Origin of the sequence: Alicyclobacillus fastidiosus (genome assembly GCF_026651875.1) — a bacterium.
Classification (GTDB): domain Bacteria; phylum Bacillota; class Bacilli; order Alicyclobacillales; family Alicyclobacillaceae; genus Alicyclobacillus; species Alicyclobacillus fastidiosus.
The window spans coordinates 3198052-3212870 of the sequence record NZ_CP104067.1 but is presented as its reverse complement, the minus strand read 5'-3'; the positions used below and the strand labels follow the sequence as shown (position 1 = coordinate 3212870).

Annotated in this window: 14 protein-coding genes; 13 read left to right on the top strand and 1 reads right to left on the bottom strand. The window is 51.3% G+C overall.

The window, feature by feature from the left end:
- Window positions 1-46 precede the first annotated feature (46 nt).
- Entirely contained in the window at window positions 47-1138 is a 1092-nt protein-coding gene (locus NZD89_RS15930; protein ID WP_268003787.1) for a glycosyltransferase family 4 protein, read from the bottom strand.
- Between the two features lie 180 nt (window positions 1139-1318).
- On the opposite strand from NZD89_RS15930, the gene NZD89_RS15925 reads away from it, so the two are divergent.
- From NZD89_RS15925 to NZD89_RS15870, 13 genes are all read left to right on the top strand, one after another.
- Complete coding sequence (locus NZD89_RS15925) at window positions 1319-2362, top strand: glycosyltransferase family 2 protein (protein WP_268003786.1); 1044 nt, start codon at window positions 1319-1321, stop codon at window positions 2360-2362.
- Between the two features lie 2 nt (window positions 2363-2364).
- The gene (locus NZD89_RS15920; protein ID WP_268003785.1) at window positions 2365-3441 is read left to right on the top strand and encodes an ABC transporter transmembrane domain-containing protein; all 1077 of its coding nucleotides are present in this window, start codon (window positions 2365-2367) and stop codon (window positions 3439-3441) included.
- Window positions 3432-4181 carry an ABC transporter ATP-binding protein gene (locus tag NZD89_RS15915; protein WP_326492944.1) on the top strand — a complete coding sequence of 250 codons (750 nt, stop codon included), beginning with the start codon at window positions 3432-3434 and terminating at the stop codon, window positions 4179-4181. Before NZD89_RS15920 ends, NZD89_RS15915 begins: the two co-directional genes overlap by 10 nt.
- A 157-nt stretch (window positions 4182-4338) precedes the next feature.
- Window positions 4339-5226 carry a UTP--glucose-1-phosphate uridylyltransferase GalU gene (gene galU / locus NZD89_RS15910; protein ID WP_268003784.1) on the top strand — a complete coding sequence of 296 codons (888 nt, stop codon included), beginning with the start codon at window positions 4339-4341 and terminating at the stop codon, window positions 5224-5226.
- Between the two features lie 12 nt (window positions 5227-5238).
- Window positions 5239-6618: a sugar phosphate nucleotidyltransferase gene (locus NZD89_RS15905; protein ID WP_268003783.1), complete on the top strand. Its 1380-nt coding sequence runs from the start codon at window positions 5239-5241 to the stop codon at window positions 6616-6618.
- A 93-nt stretch (window positions 6619-6711) separates the two neighbouring features.
- Entirely contained in the window at window positions 6712-7782 is a 1071-nt protein-coding gene (locus tag NZD89_RS15900; protein ID WP_268003782.1) for a nucleotidyltransferase family protein, read from the top strand.
- A gap of 99 nt (window positions 7783-7881) precedes the next feature.
- Window positions 7882-8154 carry a PqqD family protein gene (locus NZD89_RS15895; protein ID WP_268003781.1) on the top strand — a complete coding sequence of 91 codons (273 nt, stop codon included), beginning with the start codon at window positions 7882-7884 and terminating at the stop codon, window positions 8152-8154.
- Window positions 8151-10043: an ABC transporter ATP-binding protein gene (locus NZD89_RS15890; RefSeq protein WP_268003780.1), complete on the top strand. Its 1893-nt coding sequence runs from the start codon at window positions 8151-8153 to the stop codon at window positions 10041-10043. The genes NZD89_RS15895 and NZD89_RS15890 overlap by 4 nt, the downstream gene beginning before the upstream one ends.
- Before the next feature lie 112 nt (window positions 10044-10155).
- Entirely contained in the window at window positions 10156-10968 is an 813-nt protein-coding gene (locus NZD89_RS15885; protein ID WP_268003779.1) for a hypothetical protein, read from the top strand.
- 336 nt (window positions 10969-11304) lie between these two features.
- A complete protein-coding gene (locus NZD89_RS15880; RefSeq protein WP_268003778.1) occupies window positions 11305-12099 on the top strand; it encodes a phosphoenolpyruvate carboxykinase (ATP) in 795 nt (264 codons plus the stop codon).
- A 27-nt stretch (window positions 12100-12126) separates the two neighbouring features.
- Window positions 12127-12612 carry a signal peptidase I gene (locus NZD89_RS29690; RefSeq protein ID WP_284285526.1) on the top strand — a complete coding sequence of 162 codons (486 nt, stop codon included), beginning with the start codon at window positions 12127-12129 and terminating at the stop codon, window positions 12610-12612.
- Between the two features lie 184 nt (window positions 12613-12796).
- Complete coding sequence (locus NZD89_RS15875; RefSeq protein ID WP_268003777.1) at window positions 12797-13129, top strand: VanZ family protein; 333 nt, start codon at window positions 12797-12799, stop codon at window positions 13127-13129.
- A gap of 733 nt (window positions 13130-13862) precedes the next feature.
- Window positions 13863-14816 carry an AAA family ATPase gene (locus NZD89_RS15870; RefSeq protein WP_268003776.1) on the top strand — a complete coding sequence of 318 codons (954 nt, stop codon included), beginning with the start codon at window positions 13863-13865 and terminating at the stop codon, window positions 14814-14816.
- Window positions 14817-14819 lie beyond the last annotated feature (3 nt).

Sequence of the window (14819 nt, the reverse complement as noted above, 5' to 3'; positions counted from 1 at the left end):
CGTTGTCATTCGTGCCGCTGGTCGTTTGGACCAAATGATGTGAACTTTACTCTGTGTAAACCGATAACAGGCTACTGGCCAATCGTTGCAATGAGAAATTTGTGGCTTGTTTGCGCCCGCGTAGAATCAATGGATTGATTACCGAATGGTCAGTAATTTCTAGAAGTCCACGAATCATGTCGTCGATCTCTAAAGGATTCACAAATACAGCTGCATCGTTCGCCACTTCCCGAATCACCTCAATGTTCGATGTCAATACAGGACATCCGCGAGCCATCGCCTCGACGATTGGATAACCGAACCCTTCAAACAGGGAGGGGAACAACAGGGCGGTGGCGTGATCGTAGAGCGAAAGGAGCGTCTCCTCAGATACGTGACCGAGATACACGACGGGCACGTGTACGTGTACCTCATGCAGGTAAGGAGAAGGATCATGTGGACCGACGACGACGAGCGGAATATCGAGATAGGATTCCGCTAAGGCGAGTAAGAGCCGTTTGAAATTTTTGTTGGGCGAACCACAGGAACCGACAAAAAGGAGGAAATCACCCGTGATGCTTGCAGGGCGCGGCTTCTTGGGACTCTCCAGGTACACAGGTTCGATGGCTGGATAGATCTGTCTGATGCGTGACTCCGGCAGTCCCCACGTCATTGCGTCATCCTTCGTACATTCGCTGACAGCCAGGACGACATCCGCACGTTGTAGGGAACTTTCAATTGTCGCGCGCAGTCCTTCCGCATGGCTGGCCCCCCGTATCCAGGGCAAATCAAATAGAGAATAGATAGATCTCGATCCGGCGAGTTGCACTAACCGGAACTCTACGGTGTGCACCACGTCCGGAAGTCCGATGAAGCGAGTGCCGAGGGCTCCAAGTCTCCATCCTGTCCCCTTGTCCCATAATGCGCGCTTCACAGGTCCTGGTAATCTGGACATACGGACAGGAGATCCACCTTCATCCGCTTTTCGCTGCCAGTGAACCAGGTCGAATTTCACCACGTCGATGGTTTGGTTGAAACTAGCGTGACAACAAAGTAGATCGACGGCCGCTTCGACAGCCCGTGCGAAGCGATTTCCGCCTCGACCGAGGCCGCCTCGCGATAAACTGCAATCTAACGCAACACGAACACTCGTAGACAAGAATCCACCTTCTCACACGATATAGAGAACATATTGTTCATTATACAGAACAGTAGTGTTTCCGGCAATGAGTGTCCAGTGATAATGTTCTTGATGAAGAACGTATTGTTCGGTACAATGAATGCGATGAAGAACTGTATGGAAACGAAACACAACGCCATATCACAAGGAAGAAATTCGATGCAAGATACCTGCGAGCCAAACGGAATTGGATTGGACAAGGCCACTTTGGATCAGTCGGCTAGTATCTCGGTTGTCATTCCCTCCTATCAGAGGCCGCAGAGCCTCACGAAGTGCTTGGAGGCGATTGATCGGCAGACCTGGCTTCCGAAGGAAGTCATTGTGGTCTGTCGAACGACGGACGCGGACTCCATCGAAGCTGTTCGGGATTGGGAACTGATGACGCGTGGCTATCAGAAGCGCTTGGCACTCGTCGCGGAGCCGGGCCAGGTCGCCGCGCTTCGCATGGGCACATACGCGGTCACGAGCGAGATTGTCGCCTATACAGATGACGACACGATACCGGAGCCGAATTGGCTCGAGAAAATTGTCTCGTATTACAAAGACCCGTCGGTGGGTGGTGTTGGAGGACGGGATGTCATTCACGGCCTTCGTTCTCTGCGAGCGGCTTCGCGGGTGGGGGTTTTGACCTGGTATGGAAAGCTCATTGGCAACCACCATGTAGGATGCGCGGGCGTTCGAAAGGTCGATGTTCTGAAAGGCGCGAATGCCTCCTTTCGCACATGCTTGGTTCAATTCCCCAAATTCTTGCGTGGAGATGGCGCACAGGTTCACAACGAGGTGTACGTCTGTCTACGAATTCGGAGAATGGGGTATTCCTTGATTTACGATCCAGCGATTCAGGTGTTGCACTACCCAGGGCCGCGCTACGACCGGGGAGGTAGAGGCCAAGTCGTAAAAAGTGCCATTCGCGATGCAGCATTCAACGCCGATGTCACGATGCTTCTATATTTATCGTGGCCGATGAAGGTCGTTCGATCCATCTACAACCTGCTACTTGGGCACCGCGGTTCGCCGGGTCTGTTCCGATTGCTCATTGGGTGTATCCGGGGAGAAAGGGATATCCTGCTGACCTTCCTCCCTACGCAGCTGGGGCATCTCGATGGGACGATATTCTACTTTCAACATCACGTCTTCAATCGACGGACGCAGACCTCGACCTCCTGGTTGCGAAAGACAGGGGAACGTTTAAAGGAGTTATGATCATGAACCGGGTGATGAACGCGTTCGGCATAAGTGGGTACGGCTTTTCTCTAGGTGTGGTCAAGCGGTACTACCGCTTTCTCATCCCGTATTTTCGCCCGTATTGGAAAGGGTACGTCGGTCTCTTTGCAATCATGGGTGCGAATGTTTGTATGACACTATTTGTTGCAGGGTTTCTCAAAAACATCACAGAAGCGGCGCTGCAGCATGATTTGCAGACGGTTTGGAGGATGATCGCGCTTGGCGCGATGCTGTTCGGGGCGGCAGGCGTGATGGGGTTCTGCAATACCTACCTGAGTACATCCATCATGAACCAAGTGAAGAGAGACGTAACGGCCGATTTATTTGACAGGCTCTTGCACTTGCCGGTTTCGTCGATGGTCTCGTTTCACTCTGGAGATGCGGTATCGCGGTTGACAAACGACGTAGGAACCGCGACAGGTGGAGGCGGGACGAACCTCATCAATATCCTATACCTGCCTGTCATGGCTGCCTCATCTTTCCTCTACCTGTTTCATCTGAATCACCAATTGTCTATCATATGTGTCTCTTTCGGACCTGTCGCACTGATCTCCGTGTTGCTGTTCAGTAAGTACATGCGGACGAACGGGAAGGCCATGCAGAAACAGTTAGGAATCATCTACAGTTTGATCAATGAATCGCTAGTTGGACATATGGTCATTCGATCCTTCGTTCTGGAACACATATTTTCAAAAAAGTATCGCAAGGTGAACAACGCGTTCGTCTCGCTTGAACTAAGGGGTGCCATCTTGCGAGGGGGGTTCTTCTTATGTTCGCAATTCGTTGGTGCAACCGCTTTTTTGTTGAGCCTGGGTCTAGGTGCCGCGGATGTTGCAAGAGGTACCATGTCGGTCGGATCTCTGCTGGCGTTTACGAGTTTACTTCAGCACCTGGTGTCGCCTTTTACAGGTATGGCCCATCAAGTGGGCGGACTGCAGAGGTCGCTCGCAGCGGCAGAACGAATTTGGGAAGTATTTGACGTCCCCAGAGAGTGTGAGGGGGGGAGGCTCGCCCGCGACGAGCGGGTCATTCCCTCTGTTTTCGGAACATCTCGCTAAGTTACGACGGGTCGAGGAAAGCCATTTCAAATCTGTCATGTACCATTCCGGCGGGCGCCGTGGTCGCACTGGTCGGACCGAGCGGGGCGGGGAAGAGTACGCTGTTTCACCTGATTCTGCGCTTCTATGAACCTACGTCAGGTCGCATCCTCATCGACGATACGCCGATTCATCAGTTCCCTGTTCGCGACTTGCGACAGCTCATTTCGTACGTACCGCAGGAGACACACCTATTTAGCGGCACGATTCGCGAAAACTTGAGGTATGGGCGCCCGTCAGCCAGTGATTCCGACATTGTGAGCGCAGCGAAAGATGCCAATATTCATGACTTTATTGCTTCTTTGCCGAACGGGTACGGCACGGAAATCGGTGAGCGCGGGTTGCGGCTCTCGGGTGGGCAGAGGCAAAGGATCTCGATTGCGAGAGCCATTTTGAAGGACGCCCCCATCCTGTTGCTGGACGAGGCGACGTCCGCGCTGGACTCAGAAACGGAGCTGTTGATTCAGGATGCTTTAGATAAATTAATGAAACATCGAACGACGATTGTGATCGCCCATCGTTTGTCGACGGTCCGGAATGCGGATGCGATTTTCGTCATGGACAACGGTCATATGGTGGAGCAAGGAACTCACTATGAACTAATCCAACAGAAAGGCCTGTATTCACATCTGTATCGGCTACAGTTTCGGGAGGAGACAGTGACTGTGCTGGAGCGGGATCCAAACGTGGAAATTATTTAAATCCTCCGTCTTGATCAAGCACCACTTGTTCTTTATAATGAACAACATAGGACGGCGTGGTGCTGAGTCGGTGAAAACTGGACAAGCGGTCAGCTTTCATGGAGAGGATACATGTCTAGTTCGTTGTTCGTTATTAAGAACTAAAGGGGGACATTTGATGAACAAAATTCGCAAAGTCGTGATTCCCGCAGCTGGGCTGGGAACGCGTTTTTTGCCTGCAACCAAAGCCATGCCAAAGGAAATGCTTCCACTCGTAGACAAACCGACGATTCAGTACATCGTCGAGGAAGCGGTCGCATCGGGAATCGAGGATATCATTATTGTCACAGGCAAGGGTAAGCGAGCCATCGAGGATCATTTTGATCGTTCAGTAGAGTTGGAAGAGTTGTTGACTCACAAAGGGAAGCAAACGCAGTTGAACGAACTTGGCGACATCGTCAATATGGCCAATATTCACTATATTCGTCAAAAAGTTCCGCTTGGTTTGGGGCATGCGGTTTGGTGTGCGAGGCGGTTCATTGGCGAGGAGCCGTTTGCGGTGCTGCTCGGAGACGACATCGTCCAGGGAGAGCGGCCGGGATTACGACAGTTGATCGATGTTTACGAAACGTACGGGAAGTCAGTCGTCGGCGTGAAGAGTGTACCCGTGGAACACGTATCGCGTTATGGAATCGTGGGTGTAGATTCGATCGGGCCGCGGCTTTCCCGCGTGAAAAGCCTCGTCGAAAAGCCGTCGCCGGTACTCGCACCATCTACGTTAGCGATCATCGGGCGATACGTCTTAACGCCAAATATCTTTGAATATCTGGAAAGTGGTCACATCGGAGCGGGCGGGGAGATTCAACTCACCGATGCCCTAGAATACGTGAATTCGCTGCAAGGGATGATGGCCTATGAAATCGACGGCCGGCGTTACGACGTGGGCGAAAAACTTGGATTTATAGAAGCGACACTCGAGTTGGCACTAAGTCGACCCGATTTACAATCTAACGTTCGGAACCTCATGCAAAGGCTGCTGTTAGAGGAAGAAGTAACAGTTGGATAGGGGGGCGAGACGGTGAGAGTTGTCTTATTGTCCGGTGGATCAGGGAAACGGCTGTGGCCAATGTCCAATGAGGCGAGATCGAAACAATTTTTAAAGGTGCTCCACGATAGAAACGGGAACCGGGTTTCCATGTTACAGCGCATATGGGGGCAATTGGGCGACGTAGGGCTGCAGGTGGGCACCTACCTTTGTGCATCCAAGGCACAGCGAGATACGATTGAAAATCAGATTGGGCCTGTTCCGTTCATCGAGGAGCCGATGCGCAGAGACACGTTTCCGGCGATCGCGCTCTCCATTCTGTACTTGGCCGATGTCGAAGGCTGCACAGATGAGGAGGTCGTCGCGGTACTCCCGGTCGATCACGACGTCGACGAGCAATACTTTCGCTTCATCCAGCAGTTGGATGTGCGACTTGACGAGTCCGGGACTGATTTATTGTTGATGGGCGTAACGCCATCTGCGCCCGTTTCCAAGTTTGGATACATTCGAATCGGCGAAGCGTACACACCTCAAGGTTCCATGTATAGAGTGCACTCGTTTACGGAGAAGCCCACCAAAGAGGTAGCAGAGTCCCTCATTGAGAATGGAGCTTTGTGGAATTGCGGCGTGTTTTGCTTCCGTATCGGATTTCTCAAACGGGCTCTGGCTGAATTGGGGTATCCCGAGAGTTATCAAGAATTGGTCACGCTTTATCCGCTGTTGCCAAAGCGCAGTTTCGATTATGAGGTGGTTGAACAAACGTCGAATGTGGCGGTCGCCACCTTTGCTGGAAAATGGTCGGACATGGGGACCTGGGGGACTTTGTCGGAAAAGATTCGCGAGGAGTTTGTCGGGCTGGGGACGTCGGTCGACTGCGATAACACCCACGTCATCAACGAGTTTGGCATACCGGTTGTCACCATGGGGTTGAAAGACGCCGTCATCGTGGCCACACCGGATGGGATTTTGGCAGCCGACAAAGAGCACGCTTCCGAGATCAAAAACGTCATCGACGATTACGCGACGCGTCCTATGTTCGAGGAACGTCGCTGGGGCACCTACCGAGTGCTGGACTATCAAAAGTTATCAGACGGCACAGAAGTGCTCAGTAAGCACGTCGAACTTCACGCTGGGAAGAATATCAGCTACCAAAAGCACTCCAAGCGAAGCGAGGTTTGGACTGTCGTGCAAGGGCGTGGGGAAGTCGTGCTGGATTCGAGAGTGATTCAAGTCGAATCGGGTGACGTCATCCACATCCACCCTGAACAGTGGCACGCGATTCGCAGTGTGGGAGCGGAAAAACTGGTCTTTATCGAGGTGCAGTTCGGTTCTGAGCTCTCGGAAGAAGACATTGCGCGCCGATACGTTGACTGGGAGCACATCCTCCATCACCTAAGTATTCTAGTGGGTTAGTTGAAAGGTGCCTTTGACGCGATTCTGAACTTGCGAGCGAAACCGGCTACGGTTCGTTGAGTCTATGTTCTCATTTTTTGAGGAGGAGTCCGCATGATTGCCAATTTGATCAAGAGTTTGTATCACGAGCGGACTCCTCCGGCCATGGACTCCGAACTCTTCGAACGATGCATGGAGGAAATAGAGCGTTTCTCCGTTGCAGCACAAGTCTACCAATTGCTCAGCGAAACCGACACGCTGGGTAGCGTGCCAGCGTTTTTCCGGAATGATTTGGTGCAGAAACACGAGAAAACAATGTTCCAAAATCTCTACATCAAACATCAACAGGAAGCCGTCTTCGCTATCCTTGAACGCGCGAACATTGAAGTCATCCCCTTAAAGGGCATCTTATTCGCCGAACGATACTTTGGGCACTTTTCGGCGAGAGGTACATCGGACGTCGATATTCTCGTCGCGAAGGACGATGTGAAGCGAACCGTCGAATGTCTACGGTCGCTTGGATATCACGGACCAGCACCATACAATCCAATTCACTTCCACTGCGTTCTTTGGAAGGAGACCAATCATCGAGAATCGCCGTTGAACGTGGAAGTTCACTGGGGGTTGGTCAAAGAACACCATTCGCGCATGAAGGTAAAGGACTTATGGAAGAATTCAGTTCCTGTTCGTGAATATCAGTTTATTCGTGAACTATCGGTGCAGAACACCTTTTATGCGATCTGTCTTCATGGTGCAAATCACCGAATGGAATCATTCAAGTACGTGCTCGACATCGTCCAGATGATCCAACGGTGTCGTCGGGAAATTGACTATCCCAGACTTTTTGCACAGGCACGCGACGACGGTACGGCGAAGCGGATATCTGCCGTTTTAGCTTACGTGTATCAGCAGTTTCCGCACCTTCATGAGGTGAAACCGCTGGATTCTATGAGGTTGTCTTGCATCCCGCCCAGCGCCATCTTCTCGAAGTGGCCACTCTTCTTACTTGACCACTGGAGAGATAGAGTTGGTGTGCTCATTGGCATCGTCCGGCCCCCGAGGGAAGTCGCCCTTTGGCATCTAAGGGATGACTCCAAGGTCACAGCTTCGAACGTGTATGTCCGGTTTTACCAGAAGCGGATGCTGAAGTTCGTAGCCAAGTTTGCACGCAGGCAAGGCGGGTAGAGGCGGCACTGCCTGGTCAACCACGCAAAATGGTCAAAACAACTGTTGATCCCTACTTAACACCGTTACATTTTTTAAACCGGAATGGAGGCGTTTCTCTTGGCTGAACAGTTTAAGATTTCCCCGCATTTAGAAGTTGTGGAAGCGGATGATCAGTGGATCGTCTTGAATGCGAGCAATTATACCATTACCAAATTGAACAAGTCCGGCGGACAAATCTTGTCGCTGTTAAAGAATCCAGCGTCTTTGCCAGCGATGGTAGATCATTTACGCGACACGTATTCTAGCGTGGATGAAAATACAGAATCCGAAGTTTATGACTTCCTTCAGAAATTGCTGGAAATTGGGCTGGTCGAGTCCGTAAATCGTTGATTGGGAATCGAGACGATCAAACGATGAGGCGACCCTCGCGAGAACACAGCAGTGTCACTGTACGCCCGAATTTTCGTGGTCTGATGACGTCTTTTGGCAGCAAGGTGAACGCAGAGTGCCCGCCTTCGTCTACCGAACTGCACGCGATGCGTTTGCGGATACTGAGGTTGCTTCCGTACGTCTTTCGCCATTGGACAGTTTATCTCCCACTCTTTTGTTTAATGGTCGTCGAAGCGTTCACAGGCATTTTCTTTGCCTGGTTTCTGCGGAATAGTACGGAGGCTGCCATCAGACATGAGACCGCGACACTCGGCTGGATACTGGCTGCCGGAGTGGTCTTTGTCGCGCTCACTGGGAGCGTGAATTATCTTACGACCTTCCTTGGGGCCAAGGCGATTAGTTTGGTCAAGCGGGATCTAAAAAAAGACCTATTCCATCACATCTTGCGTTTGCCGACCGAGTCTTACACGAACTATCACTCAGGCGATTTAGTATCGCGATTAACCCACGATGTCGGCAGTATCAGCGGGGCCGTTGGGGAGAGTCTGCTCAATCTGATTCGCCTAGTGCTGATATCGAGCTTCTCTTTGGTTTACATATTTACGATTAACCGAGTCATGGCCGCGTTGTGTTTGCTGCTAGGACCAGTTGCAATCGTCACCGGATCTATCTTTAGCAAGCTCATGCGCAAAAACACCAGCTCACTCTACCAGTATCTCGGCAAGGTGAATAGCTTTCTCAGTGAGGCGTTTGCCGGGCATTTGATCGTACGGGCCTTCACGTTGGAAAGCGTCTTTGCAAAGCGCTTCTTCGATGACAGCGATTACGTATCTTCATTGGAATTAAAATCCGCCCAATACATGGGGACTTTGCGAGCTGGATCCAGTGCTGTAGGTGCAGCCGCACTGCTATTCAGTGTCGGCCTTGGCACCATCTACGTGTCAAAGGGAGCGATCACAGTCGGATCGTTAATGGCATTTGTCTCGCTCGTTTCGCAGGTCGTACAACCGATTCGCGGGGTTTCGGGACAATTGGGCAGTTTTCAACGTTCGCTGGCTGCGTCGGAGCGCTTGTGGAACATATTTGAGCAGCCCGTCGAACTGGATCGACTACATGAGTATCGAGGGATGAAGCGTTTGCAGGAGGGCGTTGTGATACGCGGTGTCACGTTCAGTTACGACGGTGTGGTAAGCGTCCTGAATAACGTCACGATTCATGCTCCAGTTGGGCAGAAAATCGCCATTGTAGGTCAAAGTGGCGCCGGAAAAAGCACGCTGTTCAAGTTGTTGTTGGGATTGTATAAACCGGTGTCGGGTCAAGTCTGGATTGACAGCAGATCGATCGATCAGATGGCGGTTGACGAACTCCGCAGCCACATCGCTTACGTGCCGCAGGAGACCATCCTGTTTGGAGGAACGATTCGAGAAAACCTATTACTTGGTCGACCGGATGCGAGTGAGGTGGAGATGATCACAGCGGCCACCGATGCCAACGCACACGATTTTATCATGGCTTTGCCGAAAAGTTATGACACGGAGATCGGCGAACTCGGTGTGAGGCTCTCGGGTGGGCAGCGACAGAGGTTAACGATTGCCCGCGCAATGCTGAGAAATGCTCCTATTCTCCTACTTGACGAAGCGACCTCGGCGATGGATGCGGAAACCGAACTGTTTGTGAAAGAGGCCTTAGAACGGCTGGTCCACGGCAGAACGACGTTGGTGATCGCACATCGCTTATCCACAGCACGCGACGCGGATACGATTATTGTTCTCAAGCAGGGCCAGGTTGTGGAACAAGGGAAACACGATGAATTGCTTGCGCAGGGAGGGGAGTATTCGCGTCTCTATCGCCTTCAGTTTCAAGATGGTACGTCACTTGCAACTCGGTGAATGACGCCGTGTGATACACTTGAAACTTGTGATTCTTTTAATCGAACAATATTGACTTATATTGAGAACGAATGTTAAGATTTATTTATTCAGTAGGAAACCAGGTGAGGTAGTGGACCCAACGAATTATGTATCACCCAGCGTTCTCTCAGTACAGCCGCTCTCTTTTGAACAAACAGTATCGAGTCTCCACTCTGGGGCGGTTACAGGCAGTGATCCAGACGCATCCGGGGCTTCTCAGTCGAATGGAACAGGTAGTTGGCAGCCGTCCGATAGTGCTTTTTGGGGTGCCAATGGAACGACAAATAGTGATACATCGACCGATAATGGCACATCGGCAGATAATGGCACATCGACGGATAGCGGCGTATCGACGGATAGTGGCACATCGACAGATAGTGGCACATCGACAGATAGTGGCGTATCGACAGATAGTGGCGGATCGACGGATAGGGGTGGGTCGACAGATAGTGGCGGCGGATCGACGGATAGCGGTGGATCGACAGATAGCGGTGGATCGACAGATAGCGGTGGATCGACAGATAGTGGCGGGTCGACAGATAGTGGCGGATCGACGGATAGCGGCACATCGACAGATAGTGGCGGATCGACAGATAGTGGCGTATCGACAGATAGCGGTGGATCGACGGATAGCGGTGGATCGACGGATAGCGGCACATCGACAGATAGTGGCGGATCGACAGATAGCGGTGGATCGACGGATAGCGGCACATCGACAGATAGTGGCGGATCGACAGATAGTGGCGTATCGACGGATAGTGGCGGATCGACGGATAGCGGCGGATCGACGGATAATGGCACGTCCACAGAGAATAGTGCGTCGACAGACGGCGCTACTTCGTCGGATGACGACTCGGCAGTGGACAATAGCACTTTGGTCAACGGCAATTCCACGAGCAATTAATACAACCAGAAAGGCTGCTCGAACAGCATGTCAGCTGAACATTTCAAGCGAACATGTGATTCAGATTTCCAGGTTTGAAATGGGAAACATGGGTCTTCGAAACCTGCATATGAGCGCTTTGCAGAAGATAAATACCGATATTTCGGAATTCTGCAAGGCGCTCACTTTGTATTGGTCGATGATTGAGCATGACCCCGCGATCGCGCTGAGTTTGTGCAAAGCCAGGTGTTCGTGCCAGCAAGGCGATTCCATCGCCATTTTACATAAGTGTCTTGACAAAAAGATGAGATTTTAGCAGACGGTGAATCCGTGAGCCGTCAAAGAGGAGTACGGAGTATGGACAAGGTGTTATGCTTTGAAATCGGTGAGCACACGATACAGGTGTTGACCGGCTCTGACCGTATCGCGAGTTGGTTTGAGACGGCCTTTCGCACTCCACTTTCGCGCCCAGCGGTTGCCGAACGGGCAGATCTGATCGTGTCGGTGGAAGAGGGATATGGAAGGCCGTTTGAGAACTTTGACGTGGGCATATCGAGGACATCGGATGCGATAGAATATCGCCGCTCGGACTATCTCATTCGCGCAGATCAGTCCTACGCGACTGCGACCCTCTCGATTTATGACGAAATTGCATTAAAACACGCCATCATGAACCTTTACAGCGCATTCCTCGTCCAGACGGAAAGCGGACTCCTCGTTCATTCTTCTTGTGTGGTCGATGGCGACAAAGCATTCTTATTTTCCGGTTACTCAGGGGTCGGGAAGTCTACTGTTGCATTGCTGTCCAGGCCTCGTCGACTCCTTTCGAATGAAGCGACCATCGTCAAGATATGCGACGGCGGAGCGTTCGCTATTAACTCGTTTCCCTTTCGAAGTGAAGAAGGCTTGTTCACCGACGGGCAATATCCGCTCGAGGCTATCCACTTGCTACATCAATCTCCAAATGTCGTGAGGCTGCCGCTCTCACCTTCCGCGGCGCTGCTTCAGCTGATGGATAAGGTATTTTTTTGGCCACACGATCCTGCGGAGACCGCCAAAGTCCTCAAAATGATGACTAGACTCGTGCGACACGTTCGTACGTACCAATTGTTCTTTCAAAAGAACGATTCATTTTGGAGTGAGATATCCTGACGGTTTGAAGGATGGGGTGCGTAGAGCATGCAATTCACTGCGGATTCTATCGAATTACTCAAACTACGCATCCGTCAACACGGGTGGATAGAAATCCCATCCAGTGGGACGAGTATGTATCCGTTTATAGCGCAAGGGAATGTATGTCGATTTTATCCTGTGTGGCCGAGCCAAATAAAAAGAGGGGACATCTTACTTTTTTCGACGGGTCATGGTCGATTGTTCGGTCACCGAGTGTTCCAAACGAGTGAACATCATGGTCACATCGAGTATGTCTGTAAAGGGGACACAAATCGATTCCCGGACGATTCCATTGTTGATACCCAGATTATTGGAAAGCTTGTCGTCGTCCGGAAGCGATGGTGCTCTTTGCGAACAGATGGGTTTATCGGACGTTCCTGGACCAAGCTGATGGTCGTGTTTCCTTCAGGAGGAATGTGGATTCGATGGTATCTGAATCGCAAATCCATATTCATTGAGAAAATCCGCAGATGGAGGGGCCAACTTCGTTAGACCAAACCCTTTGTCTGTACCTTCGTGCAGAAGTCTGAATCAAGAGGTGAGTGAGATGGGAAGGCATTTCGTACATGCTGATAGGACTTTTCGGCGCGACGGCCGGGCAGTTCTGAGAATCACGCTGGTGGTGTGCTGGGGGATAGGCCTAATCATCTGCGTATGTGCTGGGAGTATGCGAGCTTTGCTTGATCTGTCATCCCTATCCTTTCAACTTGTGCCGCACCCGGATTGGTCCGCGTTCTTCACCCTGGATTTTCAGCTTAAAAATCCGGAATGGCTGATCACCAAACTCGGACACTTTTTCGGTTTCGCCATCATGGATTTGTTGTTCTTGAATTGTTTGAGGCGAGGTAAGACGGCAGTCGCTTGTTCCGTTATGTTTGCGATTGGTACGGAAATTCTACAGGTGCCGTTCGGCAGAGATGGAAGACTCTACGATGTAGGAATCGATACCATGGGTATTTTATGCGCCGGGTCTATCGTCGCGCTGGCCCGGGCCGTGACGACGACATAATGAAGCGTAACCAGGCGCGTCAATCAACTAAAATGCCAATTGCTAATTCCAAACAAGTGAAAAAAGCCATCTAGAAAAACAGTTACCCCTCTTTGATGATGGCTGCCAATCACTTCAGAAATCACCAGTATGACGGTGATCATCCCCACTACAGTCCAGTCTCTTCGTTCCATCGTAGCCCTCGTCGTCAGCAATTTTTCAATTGAGCTCACGAGCATGTATAGCCGCGAGGACGCTGTGAACCCCTATTGTCCAGCACGATTCTGATACAGTCAATCGCTATTCATTATTATGAACGATTTCGTTCTTAATTACAACTAGTGAATGCTGCTACACGCGTGCATTTCCGAAAGGAATGCTTGACCTTGAGCGAATCATCGTCAGGGTTTCGCAACTCGTTAATCCGTCGACCTCGAGGGCCTTTCGACTCCTCTTGGCCGCGTTGAAGCTGGATCGGCGCTGCATCAGGGCGTCGCTCCTATCTTCAATTGTGAACACGAATGAAATAAGGTTCCAGACCTCTTGATGATCGTGGAAGTCTTTTCGTGCGTATCTCTATATCCCCTTCGTACGCCATGCAATTTATGGAGGATGTAGATCGTCAAAACTGAGCTCCTGGAATATCATGTATGCTGGGGAAATTGGAGAGTGTTAGAGTTGTTTGTGTTATCATACATATCAAAATATTTTCTAATAAGGTATCTGATTGGCCGGCAGGAGTGGATGGGTCAGGATGGAAATCTCTGAGATTCAAGACATGGCGAATCGGGTCAAGCAATGCGTGGGCCAGGTCATTGTCGGTAAGGATGACATGATTGAGATGCTGTTCATCGCCATCCTTGCACGCGGGCATGTACTGCTCGAAGACGTGCCGGGCACCGGCAAGACGATGATGGCGAAAGCGCTTGCCAAATCCATTGCATGTACAACCAAACGTGTTCAGTTTACCCCAGATTTATTGCCCAGCGATTTGACCGGTATCGACTTCTTCAACCAACAATCTTCCCGATTTCAGTTCCGACCCGGCCCTATCTTCACGAATATTTTGCTGGCAGATGAAATTAATCGGGCGACGCCGCGCACCCAGTCGAGTCTACTGGAGAGCATGGAAGAGCGCCAGGTGACCATTGATGGTGAAACGCATGTCCTTGACAGACCCTTTCTCGTCGTAGCGACACAAAATCCAGTGGAGAGTCATGGGACATTTCCACTGCCGGAGGCGCAGTTAGATAGGTTTTTGTTCCAGTTGCACATCGGTTATCCGTCAACAGCCGAAGGCATGGCGATCTTGCGTCGCTTCCAGTCGGCGGATCCACTGAACTCACTCACACCGGTCGTCAGTAAAGCAGATATCGTCGCGGCCCAACAGGCAGTCACCCAAGTGGATGTGTCCGATGACGTCCTGCGCTATTTGCTTGATGTCGTTGAAGCGACGCGCAACCAACGCGATGTCCATCTCGGGGTGAGTCCTCGCGGCAGTCAAGCTCTCCTGCGGGCGACGCAGGTACGAGCCGCTCTGCGCAAGCGTTCATACGTGACGCCTGACGACGTCAAGGCAATGGCCGTACCGGTTTTGGCGCATCGGATGACCTTGTCTCACCGATCACGTCACGACGGACATGGAGCGATGGGTATCATCGAGCGGATCACTAGCACGCTGCCTGTACCGACAGAAAGTTTTGCGTAGGGA

Coding starts and splice junctions, on each gene's coding strand:
- galU (WP_268003784.1), top strand. CDS start 4,339: ATGAACAAAATTCGCAAAGTCGTGATTCCCGCAGCTGGGCTGGGAACG.
- NZD89_RS15870 (WP_268003776.1), top strand. CDS start 13,863: ATGGAAATCTCTGAGATTCAAGACATGGCGAATCGGGTCAAGCAATGC.
- NZD89_RS15925 (WP_268003786.1), top strand. CDS start 1,319: ATGCAAGATACCTGCGAGCCAAACGGAATTGGATTGGACAAGGCCACT.
- NZD89_RS15920 (WP_268003785.1), top strand. CDS start 2,365: ATGAACCGGGTGATGAACGCGTTCGGCATAAGTGGGTACGGCTTTTCT.
- NZD89_RS15880 (WP_268003778.1), top strand. CDS start 11,305: ATGGACAAGGTGTTATGCTTTGAAATCGGTGAGCACACGATACAGGTG.
- NZD89_RS29690 (WP_284285526.1), top strand. CDS start 12,127: ATGCAATTCACTGCGGATTCTATCGAATTACTCAAACTACGCATCCGT.
- NZD89_RS15900 (WP_268003782.1), top strand. CDS start 6,712: ATGATTGCCAATTTGATCAAGAGTTTGTATCACGAGCGGACTCCTCCG.